The organism is Streptomyces sp. NPDC003247, assembly GCF_042888135.1.
Classification (GTDB): domain Bacteria; phylum Actinomycetota; class Actinomycetes; order Streptomycetales; family Streptomycetaceae; genus Streptomyces.
In genome coordinates, this window is the sequence record NZ_JBIAPF010000005.1 from 398,368 (window position 1) to 413,236 (window position 14,869).

The following is a 14,869-nucleotide window of genomic DNA, read 5'->3' on the forward strand; positions in this document are numbered from 1 at the left end:
AAGCACTGCTTGACGTAGGCGTTCCAGCAACGCCGCGTCCATATCTGCCAGCATGGGGCTCCGGTTGAAGAGCATCGCGTGCGCAATCAAAGTGCGTACCGCGTGGTTGCCCGCCGCCTCAAGGTGGTATCCTCAGCCGCGCAGCAAGCCGTAAACGGTGTCGACCTCCCGGTCCACGATCTCAGGGCCGAAGACGGTGCGGGCCAGGCGCAGCCGTTCGAAGCAGAGGAACAGGGCCTCGTCCACGGGCGCGCCCAGGAGGTAGGCGTAGGCCAGCAGGCGGAGGCGGCATGCCCGCGATGCCTGCGCCGGCCACTGGCGGCTCCATTCCTGCGCGTCAGACCCGATCACACGGGTCCGCACACTCTGGTCCCAGCTCCACCACGCCAAACCGGCCTCGGCGGTGCGCACAAGCAACATCCCGACCGCCTGGTAGTCGACCCACCGGTGATGTCCGGGCTTGTCCGGGATCCACAGGCACGAACGCACCTGCTCCAGCGGCCCGAGCAACCGCGCCAGCGCACCGCGTTCCGTCCGGCTCAGCCGGGAAGAATGAAACAGCCTCGGGCCTGCCTGTACGAGTACCCCACACTCAGCAGCGCTCAGTTGCGGGTCCCGGTCCCAGGACACGCCGTCCAGCGGCCAGGCCCACTCGGGGGCCGTCTTCCCCGCAGTTGAGGCAAGCGCAGTCACTGCGGCCCTCCGGTGCCCTCGGCGCCGGCGCTCAGCAGCGCGACCCGCCGGGCATGGATGTGCTCCATCCCGCGTGCGAACTTCTCAGCCAGGTCCCGGCCCGAGAGGTGGATGTAGCGCATGGTGGTGTCAGTGTGCCGGTGCCCGGCGAAGATGGCGATCGCGTGCACCTCCCAGCCCATCCGTGCCAGGTCGGTCAGACACAAGTGCCGCGTAGTGTGCGTCGAGAAGCGCTCCACCCCGGCCGCTTCGGCGATCCGGCGTACCACCTTCGACCACGTCCACAGGCTCAGCGGCTGACCGCAGTTGCGCCGCGACTCGGACAGGAACAGTCCCCCGCGCGCCCGGCTGACCATGGCCCGGTGCATCAGGTACTGCGACAGCAGGACCCCGGTCGTCGCCGAGTAGGGCACCACTCGTTCCCGACGGCTCTTGGTGGTCTCCGCTCGCACCCGCACCAGCCGCCGCCCCGGATCCAGATCGTCGGTGCGCAGCAAGCACAACTCCTCCCGCCGTAGCGCCGCATCGTAGGCCAGAGCCAGCATCAGCCGGGTGCGCACCGGCTCGGCGGCAGCTACCGACAGAACGGCCCGCCACTGCTCATCGCTGGGGATCCAGGGAAGTTTCTCCAGCTTGCGCACCAACCCGCGCTGTCGCCCGCCGCTGTGGGCCCCAGGAGTGTAGCGGCCCCGGCCCACGGGATTGTCCTGGCGCAGCCCCTCTTCGACCAGGAAGTCATAGAACAACCGAACCGACACCAGACGCTGCTGGAGCGTCGCGTTCGACAACCCGGCACCCGATTCCAGAGCGACGACGCTGGCGCCCCGACGGCTCGGCCGTGACCCCAGTTCCCGTACATGCAGAGCGATATGGGCAGCGTGGCCCACGCCCCGAGTCCACATTCTCCCGCTCGCACAACTCCAGATACTCCGCCAGCCCCCGGGCATAGGCATCGATCGTCCTCGGCGCCCACCGCAAGTCCTGCCATACCTTCAGCCAGCCCGCAGCCTGCTCATGCCGACCGAGTATCGGCCACTTCTCCCTCAGCTCGACCATCTGGTACCGCTGTTCCCTTCAGCCCGTGGGGTCCGTTACGAGACCGACAGCCTCGCAAGTGATTCCACGTAACTTCTAACGCCTACCTCACGGCCCCGGACGGCAAGGTGCGGCTCGGCTACCTCCCCGAGGGGGAAGACGACGGCCTATGGCGCATCAACGCCTACAAGGACGCCTTCGGCCCGCCCGTCTGGGGTGTCTGTTTCAACGACTCCTGCCCCACGGAGTTGGTCACCGCCTTCACCACCGCACTTGCCGAGGCATACCAGCACGGCCCGGACCACTACCTCGCCCGGCCAGTTGCCGGAAGCACCGACCGCGATCCCTGGGCTTCACCCCCAACAGTGGACACTTCTGAGAAGCGGATCTTGGGGTTCGTGGAGAGGATGTCCTCATGGGTACTGCGAGGTACTCGGGGGAGTTCAAGCGGGACGCGGTCGCGCTGGTGGAGTCCAGCGGGCGACGCATCTCGTCGGTGGCGCGCGAGCTGGGTGTCAACCCGGAATCGCTGCGCCAGTGGGTCGCACGGTCACGCGCTGCCGCGTCGCCCTCGGGCGCGGGCGGTGAGGGCCCGTTGAACCCGGAGGAGCGGGAGGAACTGCGCAGGCTGCGCAAGCAGGTCCGTGAGCTGGAGCTGGAGAAGGAGATCCTGCGCAAGGCAGCCGCGTATTTTGCCAAGGAGATGGGTCGATGACCGGCCGCTGGCGGTTCATCTCCGATCATCGTCACCTGTATGGAGTGCAGCGGCTGTGCCGGGTTCTGACCGTCTCCGCGTCCGGCTTCTACCGGTGGACCGCGGCGGCGGCCGCCCGGGCAGCACGCAGAGCAGCCGACGAGGACCTGGCCGCAAGCATCGCGGAGATCCACGAAGAGTCGAATGGCGCCTACGGCGTCCCCAGGGTCACCCGCGAGATCCGGGAGCGGCACGGTCCGGTGAACCACAAGCGAGTCGCCCGTCTGATGCGCGAGCGCGGTCTGGCCGGCCGGCATCTGCGGCGGAAGGCTCGGACCACGGTCGCGGACAAGAGCGTGCCGCCGGCGCCCGATCTGGTCGAGCGCGCGTTCGAGGCTCCGGCGCCGGACGTGCGCTGGTGCGGCGACATCACGTATCTGCCGGTTGGCGGGTCCTGGATGTATCTGGCGACGGTGATCGACATGCACTCGCGGCGGGTCGTGGGCTGGTCGCTCGCCGAGCACATGCAAGCCGGCCTGGTCGTCGACGCGGTGACGTCTGCCGTCGAGGCCCGCGGCGGTGACGTGCGCGGCGTGGTGTTCCACTCGGACCGCGGGGCCCAGTACACATCTGCGGCGTTCGCGCAGGTCTGCTGCACGCACGGCATACGGCGCTCGATGGGCCGAGTCGGCTCCAGCTACGACAATGCCCTGGCGGAGTCCTTCTTCGCCACGTTGAAGCGCGAACTGCTTTACGGTTCACGGTGGCTGACCAGGCCCGAGGCCCGCATGGCGGTCTTCGCCTGGATGGCCTGGTACAACCGCAGCCGGCGTCACTCGGCCCTCGGTTACCGAAGCCCAGTCGACTATGAACGGCACCATGCCAGCACCATCGATAACCTGGGGCTGGTCGCATAACGCGCGAGTGTCCACGGAATAGGGCAAAGCTCGCCCTTCCTGGCCGTCGCTCCACTGGTCAACCGCGGCTGGCAGCTCGCACGCCCCCGCTGGGACACCTTCGCCATCACCGCACCCGACGGGCTCGCCACCCTGGAGTACACCGCCGACGACCTCGAGCCGGAAGCTGAACTGACCACCCGCGAAGCCCGCTGGCACCTGTGGGCTGGCGCCTCATCCAACCGCCCCTTCTGGTACGCCACCGCCAGCACCGACACCCCCATCGCCCTCCTGCGGGCCGTGACCGTGTGCGTGGTCAATCCCGCGCCGCTGCCCCGCTGGAGGGACGACACCTACAGCTACGTCAAGGATCACGCTCAGCTCACCCCGGCCCTTCCGTCGGCCGCCACGCCACTCGATGTGCAGCGAGCCGCTTCGCGAAGCTCAGCCGTGCTGCCCACGGCCAGCGTCCCGCGCTGGAGCACCACCAGCCGCCCGGCCCTGCCGGGCACCCGTGGCTGAACGTTCCTCGCCGCAGCACTCGATCAGGCGGCCATCCAGATTCGCCCGCCGTGGATGCAGGGCGGAGCGCCAACCTGGCGTGACTGCCCCGGTGGTCTCTGGGCTGGCTGTCTTGGCGGGGCCAGCGGCCGATTTGGCGTTAACGGTCTGAATTGGCCCGGCTTCAGGTGGCCCCATATCGTCGTGCCGGGGGTCCGAGTTCCGGTTGACGCGGCCCCGGCTTCCGGTCTCGCGTGGACCCAGCCGACGATGGGTCGGCGATCTCCTTCACCCCTTGTCACGAGTCAAGCCAAGTCAGGTCGTTGACTGACCGTGGCGATACTCCTCGGAAGGCATCGAGTCCCATTCGGTATGCGCGCCGTCCCGCGTCACCATGAACAACGGACGCGATCGCAGGACCTGCCCGACGAGTTGCCCGCGCATGACCACTCCGGGATCATCCGGTCCTGCATAGCCCTCCGGCGTGTAGCGAAAGTGCCTGTCCACTGCCTCGGCATGCGCGATTGCGTCGCTCTCCAGTTCCGACAGGTCCCTGCCGACCAGCGAGATTCCGTCGTACCCGACCTGGGGGCCGTGGACGGCATCGGCTGCGATGCAGAACAGTCCCACAGCCCGGCTCACGTAGGCCGTGACGGCCGGCGGAGAAGGGGCCGCCCCGCGACGAACCTCGATCTTCCAAGTCGGTGAGAAGATCGCGTGGGTTCGTGCGCAATCGCTGACCCGCGTCTGGCCGAGAACCTGAGCCGCCTCGACCACTTCGTCGACGGTCATACCGAACCGGAGCGGTCCGACGCCGACAGCCGGTGCGTAGGACCACTCGTCCCGATCGGCGACTCCGGAATCGGCTTCGGTCATGACCGTCATAGTCGCCCCCTGGAGACATCTGAAATCGTGCTGCCGCCCATCATGCCAATTACCGATGAGCAGCCAGCCGGGTGCCGTCAGGTGCGAGCTACCCCCGGCTGCCAGGGGCCGCAGTGATCTTCAGATGATCGCCAGATCGCGGCCGGGACGTCGCGGTGTGGCGGGCGTTGGCGTTGCGCCAGCCCAGGTAGGCGTGCAGGGCCCGGGTCCGCACGGTGTGGTTGGGATGGTTCGAATCGGCGATGGTGAACTGCCGCAGCGGTGCGAAGCGGGCCTCGATTGGGTTCGCCCGGGAGGCGTAGGTCGGGGTGAAGCACAGTTCGACCTCGTTCTTCTTCGCCCAGCGGCGGATGTCGGTGCCTTTGTTGGCGGCCTGGTTGTCGAGGATCACGTAGATCGGGGCGCCGTCGGGCCGTGCGGCGTGAATCGTCTTCAGCGCGGCCAGAGTTTCTGCCCTTCCTGGTCGGTCAGTCTGTACACACGGACACGCTCGGCCACCGCGCCTCCAGCGGTCGGAACGGACGTCACCGCACATCCAACCGCCACGACGTCCAACCCGGCGAACCTACGCGGTCAGAGCACTAGGTTCGCTGGCAAACGACTCGGTTGGAGAGCAAGGGACAGCAGTTCGCCGGGGGCAGACAGGAAAGATCGCCTAACGACTGGCCAACGCTCCGAGAGGCATGTCAACGTAGACGACCTTCCCCAGAAAACACCAGGTCAGAGAGGTGATGTCTCGTGACCTCGGCTCCTGCGAGCCCTGGATTCGCCACCACCATCGAGGCGCTGCGCCTGCGCGAGTGGCAGCTTGGTCCTGGCCAGCCCACGCTCGTCACGGACCAGTTCTCCGCCGACGACTTCAACCTCGTTGTGGACGACCGCGCGGATGTGCACGTCAGCTCGAAGGACGGCCGGTTCTACCTCGGCTGGTTCCCGCTTGGCCGCCCCGGCACCGACGGCGAGGGCTGGAAGATCGCCGTCACCGGAACAGCCCGGGTACCCGGCTATCAGATCTCCTTCGATGTGGAGACGCCGGCCGACATCGTCGCCGCTGCCGTGGCGTGCGTGCTGGAGACCTCTCGACGCGTGTAACACGACGGACCTACCGGATTCGCTCTCCCGCGGAGGCTGCTGCCCTTCGCTCACCGGCGGGATACATATCAAGCCCGCCCGACCCGTGTCCCCTTGCAAGGAGGCTGACCGTGGCATGCACGGAGATGACCGTCGCCGATCTCATCGATCTCTTGTCCGGCTGCAAGCGCTCCGCTCCGGTGCGGCAGGCCATGAACCCGTTCTTCCCGATGGCCCACCGCCTCGAACAAGTCGTCCAGGCCACGGACGAGACCGGGCAGAAGGTCGTCTATCTCGCGGAGGGCTGTGACGCTGACACCCAGCTCGGGCACCTCCCGCCCGAGGTCGCTGTTCTGTTGGCCTGGCTGCCCCGGTCCAGTTGCCCCCGTGCCACCTCCGCCGCACCGCCGTCAGCAAGTAGCCTTGCCAGTCTTTGGAGGCGCCCCTGAACGCCGACTTCCCCCTCGATCCGTCCAACCCGAACCCGGCACAGCGCATGTACTGGGTCGGTCCCCGGCACCTGGCCGGCGACGATGGACGCCTCTACGACGCCATCGCCGACACGCTTGCCGGCCTTGGCTGGACGAGCCTGACGATCGTCCGCGGACGGCAGGAGCCGGACGAGCAGCCGGAGGATCGGCAGGTCCTGCGCAGCACCGTCCTGCACATCAGCCCCGACGCCCTGCGCTGGGCCCAATGGGTCCTCGCGGATGAGCCGTTCCACTTGGGGGACCTGCCGATCGCCTGGCAGATCAGTGCCCGCCAGGATGTCGGCAACCCGCTCGCGCAGTGGTCTGCCTACTTCACCTCCGACGTCCCCGGAGAAGTCCTCGTTGACTTCCTCACCGCGGTCGATGCCCGCGACCAGCCCGCTACGCCGCTCGGCGGCCCCGAACTGGTCATCGACGCGGTCACCGCGCACGGCTGGATCCGCGACATCGACCAGTCCGCCACAGCCGCGATCGATCCGACGTTCGCCACGCAGATCAGCCTCGGCGACGTACCGCCACTCATTCAGGACGCTGACCCGCGCGGTGCCCTGATCAGCGAGGCGGGTGAGCCGGGGCTGGTCGGCTGGCAGGCATGGGCCGAGCCTGTGCCGGGCGCACGTTGCCTGTGGGCCGCTTCCTTCAGTGCCAGCACGCCCCACGACCTGGTCGCCGCGTTCGCCAGCTCTCTCAGCTCGACCGCACCGGTCCTGCGCCGTGTGCTGCCCGAGAGCACCCAGGCCCGGCTCCTGCGCGCACCGGCCACCTGACGGCAGGCGTGCAGCAAGCCCTCCTCCTCAATGCCCGGGAAGCCGGGCCACCCCTCTCAGGGGTGGCCCGGCTTCCCGGGCATTGGTGTGGCTCCGGGCGTCAGCGGGCTTCTGCCACCTATGCGAGGTCCCTGGCGAGGTGAAGGTCGAAAAGGGTTGGTGAGCCGGAGACAACCAGGAGGACATCATCCACGCGGACACGACGGCCGCGGCCTGGCCCTCGGCCTGTATCCGCAGCACGTTCAGCGGCCCCTAGCCTTCCAGCTCCGCCCGCATCTGCTCATGTACACGGCGCAGCTCGTCGATGTGCGACCTGCGCCTGCTGCGTATCTGGTTGAGTACTCGGGTGATTCTGCTCTGCCTCGTCCTGCTCACGTCATGATCGTGCCCAGGTCCCGTGACCTCATCCATGCGCAGAGTGCACAGTCAGGAACGCCCACGTCGCGCCTCCGGTCGTCGGGTTGTCCGCCGGACGGACACTTCGGCCTTGGGGCTGACGGGAACGGCATGGCTGGTGTCGGCGGGCAGGTCTGCGGTCCGGCGCAGCCGCCATACGAGAACGTCGCTGACGGAGTCGGCCGTGCTCAGTTCCCGGCGCCCGGCGGCGTCGTCCAGGAGGGCGGCCGGGTTGTGGCCGGCGGCTTCGGCGTCGGCGAGGGTGGCGGCGAGCGCGTACCAGCCGGGCTCGGCCCGAATCTGCTCGGCAAGCTGTGGCAGCGCTTCGCGCAGCACTGCGGTCTGCCGGTGCAGCAGAGGCCGGCTCAGGTGCCGGCCGCGCTGGTAGAGGGCGCCGAGGGGCTGGACAGCGGCGGTCTGGTAGGCGGCGCGCAGGTGGGCGGCGGCCTGGCGGGCTGCGGCGGCTTGCTGGGCGTGCCCCTTCTTGGCGTGCCAGTGGCTTGCCGCGGTGATGAGGAAGAACAGCATGTCGATCGCCATAGCCGTCGTCGCGCCGTCCTCGCCACGGCCGAGAGCCGGGCCGCTTCGCACGAGGGCGCGGGCGGCTTCGCGCAGCGCCTGGTCATGCCCACGTTCGGCACGGACGTGGGAGCGGGAGGCACGCTCGAACACGAAGGCGGCTTGACGCAATTCGCTCCGGGTGTGGGCGGCGGAGGTCGTTGCGAGGGCGTCCAGGACTTCCCCGGCCGCCGCGATCTGGGCGGCGGCGACCGCGTCCTTACCGCCCTCGACGACCAGCATCGCCTGCCACACGGCCGAGGCCGTACGCCGGCGGGCACCCGCAGGGCCGCCCGGCGCCGGCCGCGAGACAAGCCCCGTTGCGGTGGGGTCCAGGTCGTGAGCGTCGGCGGACCACCGTTCCCGGATCCGGGGGAGGGACAGGTCCGGCGCGAGACGGGCGCCGGGGTAGAACACCGGCTCACCGTCCTTATTGCGGTCGTCGGGCAGGGCGACCTTGTAACCGAGCAGGTCACCGGAAGGGGCGGCTCGCTTGCGGATGAGGAGGCCGGCGGCAGCCAGACGGTCGAAAAACTCGGCTTCGCTGGTCGCGCCGGCCACCGCGCGCCGCACCGTCTCGCGCAGCTCCTCCCTGGCCGTGCGCTCCCGGCCCTGACGCTCGGCCTTGTGGCGCTCTGCGCTGGTCGGGCGCTGGGCGGCGGTCCCGTCACCGGGTGCGACCTGATGGAGATCGAGTTCCTTCTCGATCAGGCGGCATTCGGCCTGGGCGCGTTTGCCGGAGCGGAAGTCGTCGGGACGGCTGCCGTCCTCGCGGACGAGGGTGGCGACGATGTGGATGTGGTCGTCTGCGTGGCGTACTGCGGCCCAGCGGCAGCCGGGCTCGCCCTCCCCGGGGTCGATGCCCGTGGCGGCCACGATACGCCGGGCGATTTCGCCCCACTCCTCGTCCGTGAGGACGCGGTCGTCGGCAGTGGCGCGCACGGAGGTGTGCCAGACATGCTTGGCGGGTCGGGCATGCTCGGGCAGAGCCAGCACAGGCTGGTCGAGGAGAGCTTGCAGATCCTTGAGCGTCGCCTTCGGGTCACGGCCGGGGTCGGGCGACATGCCGTCGAAGGAGGCGACGAGGTGCGGATCGGTGTGCTCCTCGTGTCTGCCCGGACCGTAAAGGTAGGCGAGCAGTCCGATGGTGCGGTCACCGGGATGGTTCACGCTGGGGATCACGTGGTGCGCTGTTCGATCAGCCGGGCGGATGCTTCGTGCACGGCTACGGCGGCGCGCCGGACGGCGGCGACGGCCGCTTCGAGCTGTGGGGCCCCGACGCCGGAGTTGAGTGCCTTCACGGCTTGGTTGAGGTTGCTTCCGGCCCAGCCGAGCTTGCGCCGGCTGTCGAACAAGGCTGTGATCACTGCGCGTTCGTCGGCGATCGTAGCGCTGGTGCGGTCGAGATCGCGGGCGGCGGCGAGCGCGGATCGGGCGAGGAACCCGGCGACGGACAGGTTGCACCGGGCGGCGGCGGACTTGATCACGGCGAACTCTTCATCGTTGAAGCGTGCGTTGGGCTGGTGCAGGCGCTTCTTCTCGCGCGGCTGACGCGGACGCTGACGGGCGCGCACAGCGTGCTCACGGCGGCTGGAGCGCGCGGTCGACTGCTGCTCCTGTACCGGCTTCGATCCGCCCTCGGTCGAAGCCTGCTGGACCTGCACCCCCCGGTGCAGGTCCTCTCCCGCCCCCTCGGGGGCGGGCATGGCGGAAGCTACGCTTACGCCCCAACTTGCTCGCTCCAGTACCGCGTTGAGGTCAGGAGCGGGTTCTGGGGCGTTGCCGTTTTCGGACGGGTTGGTCATCGGGTACGGGTCCTCGTGGAGCGGATGCGGTGCTGGATGGCGGCGGCCAGTTCGAGAACGTCCGACGGCCCAGGCAGGACGTGGACGGGGCCGTCGGGCGTGTGCTGGACGAGCCACTGCCCGTCCGGGGTGAGGACCGCAGAGTGCAGGAGCCGTCGGCGAACCAGGACGTCCGCCCAGGCGCTTGCCTCGACAGCCCTCGACATGGAGCGGGATGGATGGGGAATCACAAGGGCGCCTCCCAGGAGCAGGGCGGGGGTGGTGGCCCGGCAGGAGCCGGGCCACCTGGGACAAACAGGCGCTTTGGCGTGCTGCTCTGCTGGTCAGCCGCACTCGGGGCACCGCTGGACGTGGCTGTTGAGCGCCCTGGCCATCCGCGCTTTCGTGGATGCAGCGGTCGTCGCGCTGGACTTCGCCGCCGGCTTGCCGGCATACCGGGCGGCGTGGGCGCTCAGGTAGCCGATCTCCCGCTCGTACTCCCCACGCAGCATGGCGAACTGGTGGCAGTTTTTCACCGGGTGCTCCTTGTCGTCATGATGTTTCCCTCGCTGCGCAGTTGTTGCAGGACGAGGCTGAGTCGGTCGTTACGGCCGCCCTTGAGGCCCTCGCGCCGCAGGATCTCCCGCAGCTGGACCCGGGTGACGGCCTCGTTCCCATCCCGCGCGAGCAGCGCGGGGACATGAGGCCGAACCTGCTCGACAAGCCGTTCCACAGACTGCTCCACCCCACGCGATGGACGCTGCGCCTGCGGGCCGCGGGGCGAGCCACCGGCCTTGCCTCTGCCCGTGGCCTTCGGAACTGAAGGCCCCCGGGCAGGGACCGCCTGTCCCCGGTTCCCGTGGAAGTCGGTCCCCGGATCGGCGTGGTTCGGTCCCCGGTTCACGACGAGATCGGTCCGCGGTTCGAAGTTCTTCGGCACCCTGTCCCCTGCGGGATGGTTCCCCGACCCGATGTCCTCAGATCGTCCGCGCATCTCAGGTGCTTGAATCGCGGGATAGGGGATCCATTCGCGGCCGTCGGGATCCGCATGGCCGACGACCTCAAAGCCTTCCGTCCCTGGATTACGGTCCCCGGTGCTCGCCGCAGTCGCTTCGCATTGGTCCCCGGTCCCCGAGGAGCAGTCCCGGATCCCGGGCTCGGTCCATGAGGGTCGGTCCCCGGTCCCCGTGACGGTCCCCGTGTATCCCTTCACGGTCCCCGGTCCCCTACCGGTGCGCGGTCCCCGGTCCTTACTCGATTCGGTGTTGGGGAGGGGACCGCTGACGGGGACCGTGGTGGTCCGGGTGTCTGACGCGGGGACCGGGGTGGTGCCTATGCCGTCGCGCGGGGACCAGGGGGAGGGAAGGGGGACCGTGACGAGGGCGAGTGCGTGCCGACGGGCGGCGAGCTGGGCGAGCAGCTCAGCGCGCTGGTCGGGATCGGTGCCGACCGAGGCCCTGCCGATGGCCTTGGACAACCGCCGCGTCAGGCGCCGGCCACGCCGGCTCCGCCGTTGTTCCGGTGTGTACTCGGCGAGGCGGGCGGCGATGGCGACCGCGCGGGCGGTGGCGCGGTCGCGGGTGATTTGGGCAGCGTCCCGGTCGCGTGCGGCGATGGCGAGGCGGGACAGCAGCCGTTCACGTGCTTCCCGTCCGAGGGTGGCGATCAAACCGCGGGAGGCGGCGCCCGGGGTGCGAAGTCGCAGTTCGATGCCCATGGCGAGGTGCCAGAGCACCGCCGCCATGACGGGCCCGACAAAGGCGCGGACGGTGCCGCCGACGGGGCCGCTCTCGGCGTAGGCGGGGATCACCTGTACTCCGGTGATCACCCAGACCAGGGTCCCCGGAAGCCCCGGCACGCCCTCCGTGGCGAGGTTCTGTCGGGCCATCAGCGCGGTCGCGAAAAGCCCGAGTTCGGCGGCGGCAAACATACCGATCCGCTCGGCGGTGCCGGCCATGTCGAGATAGTCGGAGGCGAACCGCCAACTGGTGTCCGCGCTGTAGGCGGTGCTGCCGAGCGCAGCGACCGCGGCTACCTTGACCGCCAGGCTGCTGAGACGTTTCTGCGGACGATGCCGTCGCCGGACTGCCCAGCCGGACAGAGCGAGGACCATGGCGGTGACGGGGATGCCGATGGACAGAAGGAGGGAGAGGTCCGGTGCAGCACCGAGGGACAGGACGGGGCGGGTCATGCTGCCTTTCCGAAAGGGGACTGCACGGAGGTCGACTTCACTGACCGCGGCTCCACAGGCTGGTGCTGCGGCCGCTTCGTGCCGGGCCTGGTGACCGCCGGACGGTTGCCGGCCGCCTGCTTCCCCTTCTTCTTGTAGGGATTCGGCGGTACGCCGAGTGTCAGGTCGCGGTCGAAGACCTTGTTGGCGACCTGCCGCAACAGGTCCCGGGCGTGCTTGTGGCTTATCTGCAGGGCGGCGGCGAGCCGGTCGGCACGCCAGCCCCGCACGTAGGCGTGGTCGATCACCACAGCGCGCTCTGCCTCGGTCAGGTGAACGTCGCGGCCGTTGAAGAAGGCGATTACACGGCTGTAGTCCAGGCGTTGGGACAGCCCTTTGTGCCAGGGGCGGCGCTCGGCCTCGGTCAGCCCACCCCAGACACCTTCCTGGAGGTCGTGCTCCAAGGCGTAGGTGAGGCAGTCGCGGCGGACCGGGCACAGGCTGCACAGTTCTTTCGCCTCGGCGATGGCCGCGTGGTCCCGCGGGAGGGGGAAGAAGACGGCGTCGGCGTCCCGGGGGTCCATACCGTGGCAGGCACCTCGGGGTTGCCAGCTGGTGTCGCCGATGCCGCGCAGGCCGGTGGCCGGCGTGTCGTGGGTGGTGATGTGGCGCATGAGAAATCTCCGGATGTGCTGCTGCGTCGGCCGGCGGGCACCAGAGGCGAGGACGCGGTGGCGGTGCCGGGCGGAGCGCCGCAGTCGAGGCGGGACGGTGGTGTCGCGGTGGTGCACCGGGCGGGGTGCACCGGCGAGCGGGCAGGGCCGGTCAGGCCATCGCGGGCCGCTGCCCCTGCGAGGCGTCCTGGGCGGCGGCGAGGGCGCGGCGGCACTCGTGCGGCTCCGTGATCAGTTTGTTGCCGCGGGGGAACCCGCCGGGGTCGATGCGCCGGATACGGCAGGGTCGGCCGGCCGGAGCCCCACACCGTTCGCAGCGGACCGAGAGCACATCGAGTTCGCCCCGGGCGACGGCAGCCTCGTGCGCCGCACGGGCGGACCGCCAAGGAGCGAGAGCCGCTCGGGCCTCCTGCGGGATGCAGGAGCCGACCTTGTCCAGCAGCGGCTGCAGCCTCGGATCGATCACGTGGCTGCCGAGTTGCCGGTACTCGGTGGGCTGAGTCTGGCCGGTGGCGACGGCATGGCGCCTACGGACCAGCTCGGCGGTCCAGGCTGCTTGGTCGTCCGGGTCGGCGGAGGGGGTGGGGTCGGTGTGCCGGTGGAGGCGGTCGCGCTTGTAGCTCTCCCACGGCCGGCCGATGTCCGCAGGCAAGATCGGGTAGGGCGAGACGCTGATGTGGCGGCGGGCGGCCACGCGGGCGTCCCAGCCGTTAGGCGTGGCCAGGGGCACGTCGGCGAGCAGCTCGTGCCACTGCTCGATCTGGTCGCGGGCTTCGCCCTGGTCGGTGCGGATGGTGCGGGGGTCCAGTCGGCCGATGTAGGCCAGCAGCGCGGCGGTTTCGCGGCGGTCCATGGCTATGCCTCCGTTCCGGTCGGCGTCGGCTCGTTGAGGGCGGCGAGGAGGGCGGCGGTGTGTGCCTCGGCGCGGGTCATGCCGCCGGAGGAAGCGGGATCGCCACCGGGCAGGGCGCGGAGTCTGGGGCGGTCCGGAGCATGCTCGCGGGCGACCCAGGAGCGCCAGTCGGCAGCCCAGGCAGCCGCCGACCGGGGCTTGAAGCCGGCGCGGTGGGCACGCCACTTCACGTCCGCCGCTCGCAGACCGTCTTGGCCGAGGCGGTCGAGGTGCCCGTGCTTGAGTGCCCAGGCGTGGCTGGCTGTGTCGATCTGCCAGGCGTCAGCCGTAGTGACGGCGGTACCACTACTGCTGTCCCTACGGTTCACCTTCGGTTCACTACGGTTCTGGGGGTCGGGATCCGTACCCTGCCGGGTGCGGATTCCGGCACGTCGGGGGGTCGGATACCGTTGCAGCGGGCCGGATTCCGCACCGGTCGGATTCCGCTCCGAGGGACTGGATTCCGCCCCCTTCCTCGGCCATATCCCGTGCCGCTGGAGCCGCTTCTCATCGAGTTCCGGGACCGGGTCCGACTCCGCGGGCGGTTCGACGTACGCATGCGGGTCCTCCCGCGTCGCCTCCTCGAGCTTCGCCAGCCACGCGGCGGCGCGGGGCAGGAAGTAGACCGTGCTGCGCTGTGGACCCTGAAGATGGTCCAGCGCCTCTAGTTCGCCGCTGTCGGCGAGGGAGACGAGGGCGTCGCGTACGGCGGTCCGGCTCGCGTTCGTGCGCTTGACCAAGCTGGCGACCGATGCCCAGGCAACACACTGCTCATCCGGTACGCGGTCGGTGATCGACAGCAGGACCAGGCGAGCAGTACCCCGGCTGGAGCTGTGCTCCCAGGCCCACTCGCGGGCTTCGACGCTCATCGGCTACTCCCGGCCTCACGGCGGCGGACGGGAGTCAGGTGGGCTGCCGTGCAGGTCGGACGGCCGGGCCTTTTGCGCAGGGCGGCGCGCATGCAACAATCTCCTTTGGTATTGCCACGCTGAGACGCCCCGTGGAAGGGATCAGCGTGGTGATGGTGGCGATGTCCGCCCTTGCCGGGGCGGTTCGTACCGTTGCAGCGTTCGGCGTCCGGGAGTTCGCACCTCTCGGGCGCCGTCGCAGTTTGAGGGCTTACGAGGCCCGGAAGGCGTGCATGCCGCAGCTCCCCATGTCGTCCTCCCCGGGCGGTCTGCCTGGGGAGGACGAACATACGCACGACCTCGTGTCAAGATCCAGACTTGGTTCTTAAAGTCTGTAGAAGTCGCGCGGCTTGGCGCGGCACGGGGTGCATGATCACGAGAGGTCCTGGTGGGGTGCCGGTGTGCAATGAACGTCGTAGAGGTGGAAGTGGCCACCCCTACCTTCGTCGCAACA

15 protein-coding genes and 3 pseudogenes are annotated in these 14,869 nt (G+C 69.5%); 6 read left to right on the plus strand and 12 right to left on the minus strand.

Features of this window, described 5'->3' with window-relative positions; genetic code table 11:
* Positions 1-132: 132 nt before the first annotated feature.
* Both ACFYWQ_RS19325 and ACFYWQ_RS19330 read right to left on the minus strand, forming a co-directional pair.
* Entirely contained in the window at positions 133-510 is a 378-nt protein-coding gene (locus tag ACFYWQ_RS19325; protein ID WP_389518030.1) for a hypothetical protein, read from the minus strand.
* A gap of 179 nt (positions 511-689) precedes the next feature.
* On the minus strand, positions 690-1,481 hold the full coding sequence (locus ACFYWQ_RS19330; protein WP_389518031.1) for a tyrosine-type recombinase/integrase: 792 nt from the start codon (positions 1,479-1,481) through the stop codon (positions 690-692).
* A 345-nt stretch (positions 1,482-1,826) separates the two neighbouring features.
* Between ACFYWQ_RS19330 and ACFYWQ_RS19335 the strand changes: the two are divergent.
* From ACFYWQ_RS19335 to ACFYWQ_RS19345, 3 genes and pseudogenes are all read left to right on the plus strand, one after another.
* Positions 1,827-2,078: pseudogene (locus ACFYWQ_RS19335) on the plus strand (DUF317 domain-containing protein); the annotation flags it as partial.
* Between the two features lie 65 nt (positions 2,079-2,143).
* Positions 2,144-3,339 (plus strand): IS3 family transposase gene (locus ACFYWQ_RS19340; RefSeq protein ID WP_389518032.1). Its coding sequence is split into 2 segments (ribosomal slippage): positions 2,144-2,422 and positions 2,425-3,339, totalling 1,194 coding nucleotides; the frame shifts between segments, so codons are not numbered across the junction.
* Between the two features lie 30 nt (positions 3,340-3,369).
* Positions 3,370-3,840 (plus strand): annotated as a pseudogene (locus tag ACFYWQ_RS19345) (DUF317 domain-containing protein); the annotation flags it as partial.
* A 294-nt stretch (positions 3,841-4,134) separates the two neighbouring features.
* On the opposite strand, the gene ACFYWQ_RS19350 reads toward ACFYWQ_RS19345, so the two are convergent.
* A complete protein-coding gene (locus ACFYWQ_RS19350) occupies positions 4,135-4,695 on the minus strand; it encodes a hypothetical protein (protein ID WP_389518033.1) in 561 nt (186 codons plus the stop codon).
* Positions 4,696-4,792: 97 nt separating this feature from the next.
* Positions 4,793-5,239 (minus strand): transposase, encoded by a 447-nt coding sequence (locus tag ACFYWQ_RS19355; protein ID WP_389518034.1) that lies wholly within the window; start codon positions 5,237-5,239, stop codon positions 4,793-4,795.
* A 203-nt stretch (positions 5,240-5,442) separates the two neighbouring features.
* Here ACFYWQ_RS19355 and ACFYWQ_RS19360 point away from each other — a divergent pair, with 203 nt between their 5' ends.
* From ACFYWQ_RS19360 to ACFYWQ_RS19370, 3 genes and pseudogenes are all read left to right on the plus strand, one after another.
* Entirely contained in the window at positions 5,443-5,796 is a 354-nt protein-coding gene (locus tag ACFYWQ_RS19360; RefSeq protein WP_389518035.1) for a DUF317 domain-containing protein, read from the plus strand.
* 110 nt (positions 5,797-5,906) lie between these two features.
* Positions 5,907-6,196 (plus strand): annotated as a pseudogene (locus ACFYWQ_RS19365) (hypothetical protein).
* 12 nt (positions 6,197-6,208) lie between these two features.
* Positions 6,209-7,033, plus strand: a complete 825-nt coding sequence (locus tag ACFYWQ_RS19370; protein WP_389518036.1) for a DUF317 domain-containing protein — start codon at positions 6,209-6,211, stop codon at positions 7,031-7,033.
* Positions 7,034-7,459: 426 nt separating this feature from the next.
* Here ACFYWQ_RS19370 and ACFYWQ_RS19375 read toward each other — a convergent pair whose 3' ends face one another.
* The 8 genes from ACFYWQ_RS19375 to ACFYWQ_RS19410 form a co-directional block, all read right to left on the minus strand.
* The gene (locus ACFYWQ_RS19375) at positions 7,460-9,169 is read right to left on the minus strand and encodes a relaxase/mobilization nuclease domain-containing protein (RefSeq protein WP_389518037.1); all 1,710 of its coding nucleotides are present in this window, start codon (positions 9,167-9,169) and stop codon (positions 7,460-7,462) included.
* On the minus strand, positions 9,166-9,792 hold the full coding sequence (locus ACFYWQ_RS19380; protein WP_389518038.1) for a hypothetical protein: 627 nt from the start codon (positions 9,790-9,792) through the stop codon (positions 9,166-9,168). The genes ACFYWQ_RS19375 and ACFYWQ_RS19380 overlap by 4 nt, the downstream gene beginning before the upstream one ends.
* Positions 9,789-9,998, minus strand: coding sequence for a hypothetical protein (locus tag ACFYWQ_RS19385; protein WP_389518039.1), 210 nt, complete (start codon positions 9,996-9,998; stop codon positions 9,789-9,791). Before ACFYWQ_RS19385 ends, ACFYWQ_RS19380 begins: the two co-directional genes overlap by 4 nt.
* Before the next feature lie 117 nt (positions 9,999-10,115).
* Entirely contained in the window at positions 10,116-10,307 is a 192-nt protein-coding gene (locus ACFYWQ_RS19390; protein WP_389518040.1) for a hypothetical protein, read from the minus strand.
* Positions 10,304-11,962: a hypothetical protein gene (locus ACFYWQ_RS19395; protein WP_389518041.1), complete on the minus strand. Its 1,659-nt coding sequence runs from the start codon at positions 11,960-11,962 to the stop codon at positions 10,304-10,306. The genes ACFYWQ_RS19390 and ACFYWQ_RS19395 overlap by 4 nt, the downstream gene beginning before the upstream one ends.
* Complete coding sequence (locus ACFYWQ_RS19400) at positions 11,959-12,615, minus strand: WhiB family transcriptional regulator (RefSeq protein ID WP_389518042.1); 657 nt, start codon at positions 12,613-12,615, stop codon at positions 11,959-11,961. Before ACFYWQ_RS19400 ends, ACFYWQ_RS19395 begins: the two co-directional genes overlap by 4 nt.
* A 151-nt stretch (positions 12,616-12,766) precedes the next feature.
* Entirely contained in the window at positions 12,767-13,468 is a 702-nt protein-coding gene (locus tag ACFYWQ_RS19405; RefSeq protein WP_389518043.1) for a hypothetical protein, read from the minus strand.
* Positions 13,469-13,470: 2 nt separating this feature from the next.
* Complete coding sequence (locus ACFYWQ_RS19410; RefSeq protein WP_389518044.1) at positions 13,471-14,376, minus strand: helix-turn-helix domain-containing protein; 906 nt, start codon at positions 14,374-14,376, stop codon at positions 13,471-13,473.
* Between the last annotated feature and the right edge of the window lie 493 nt (positions 14,377-14,869).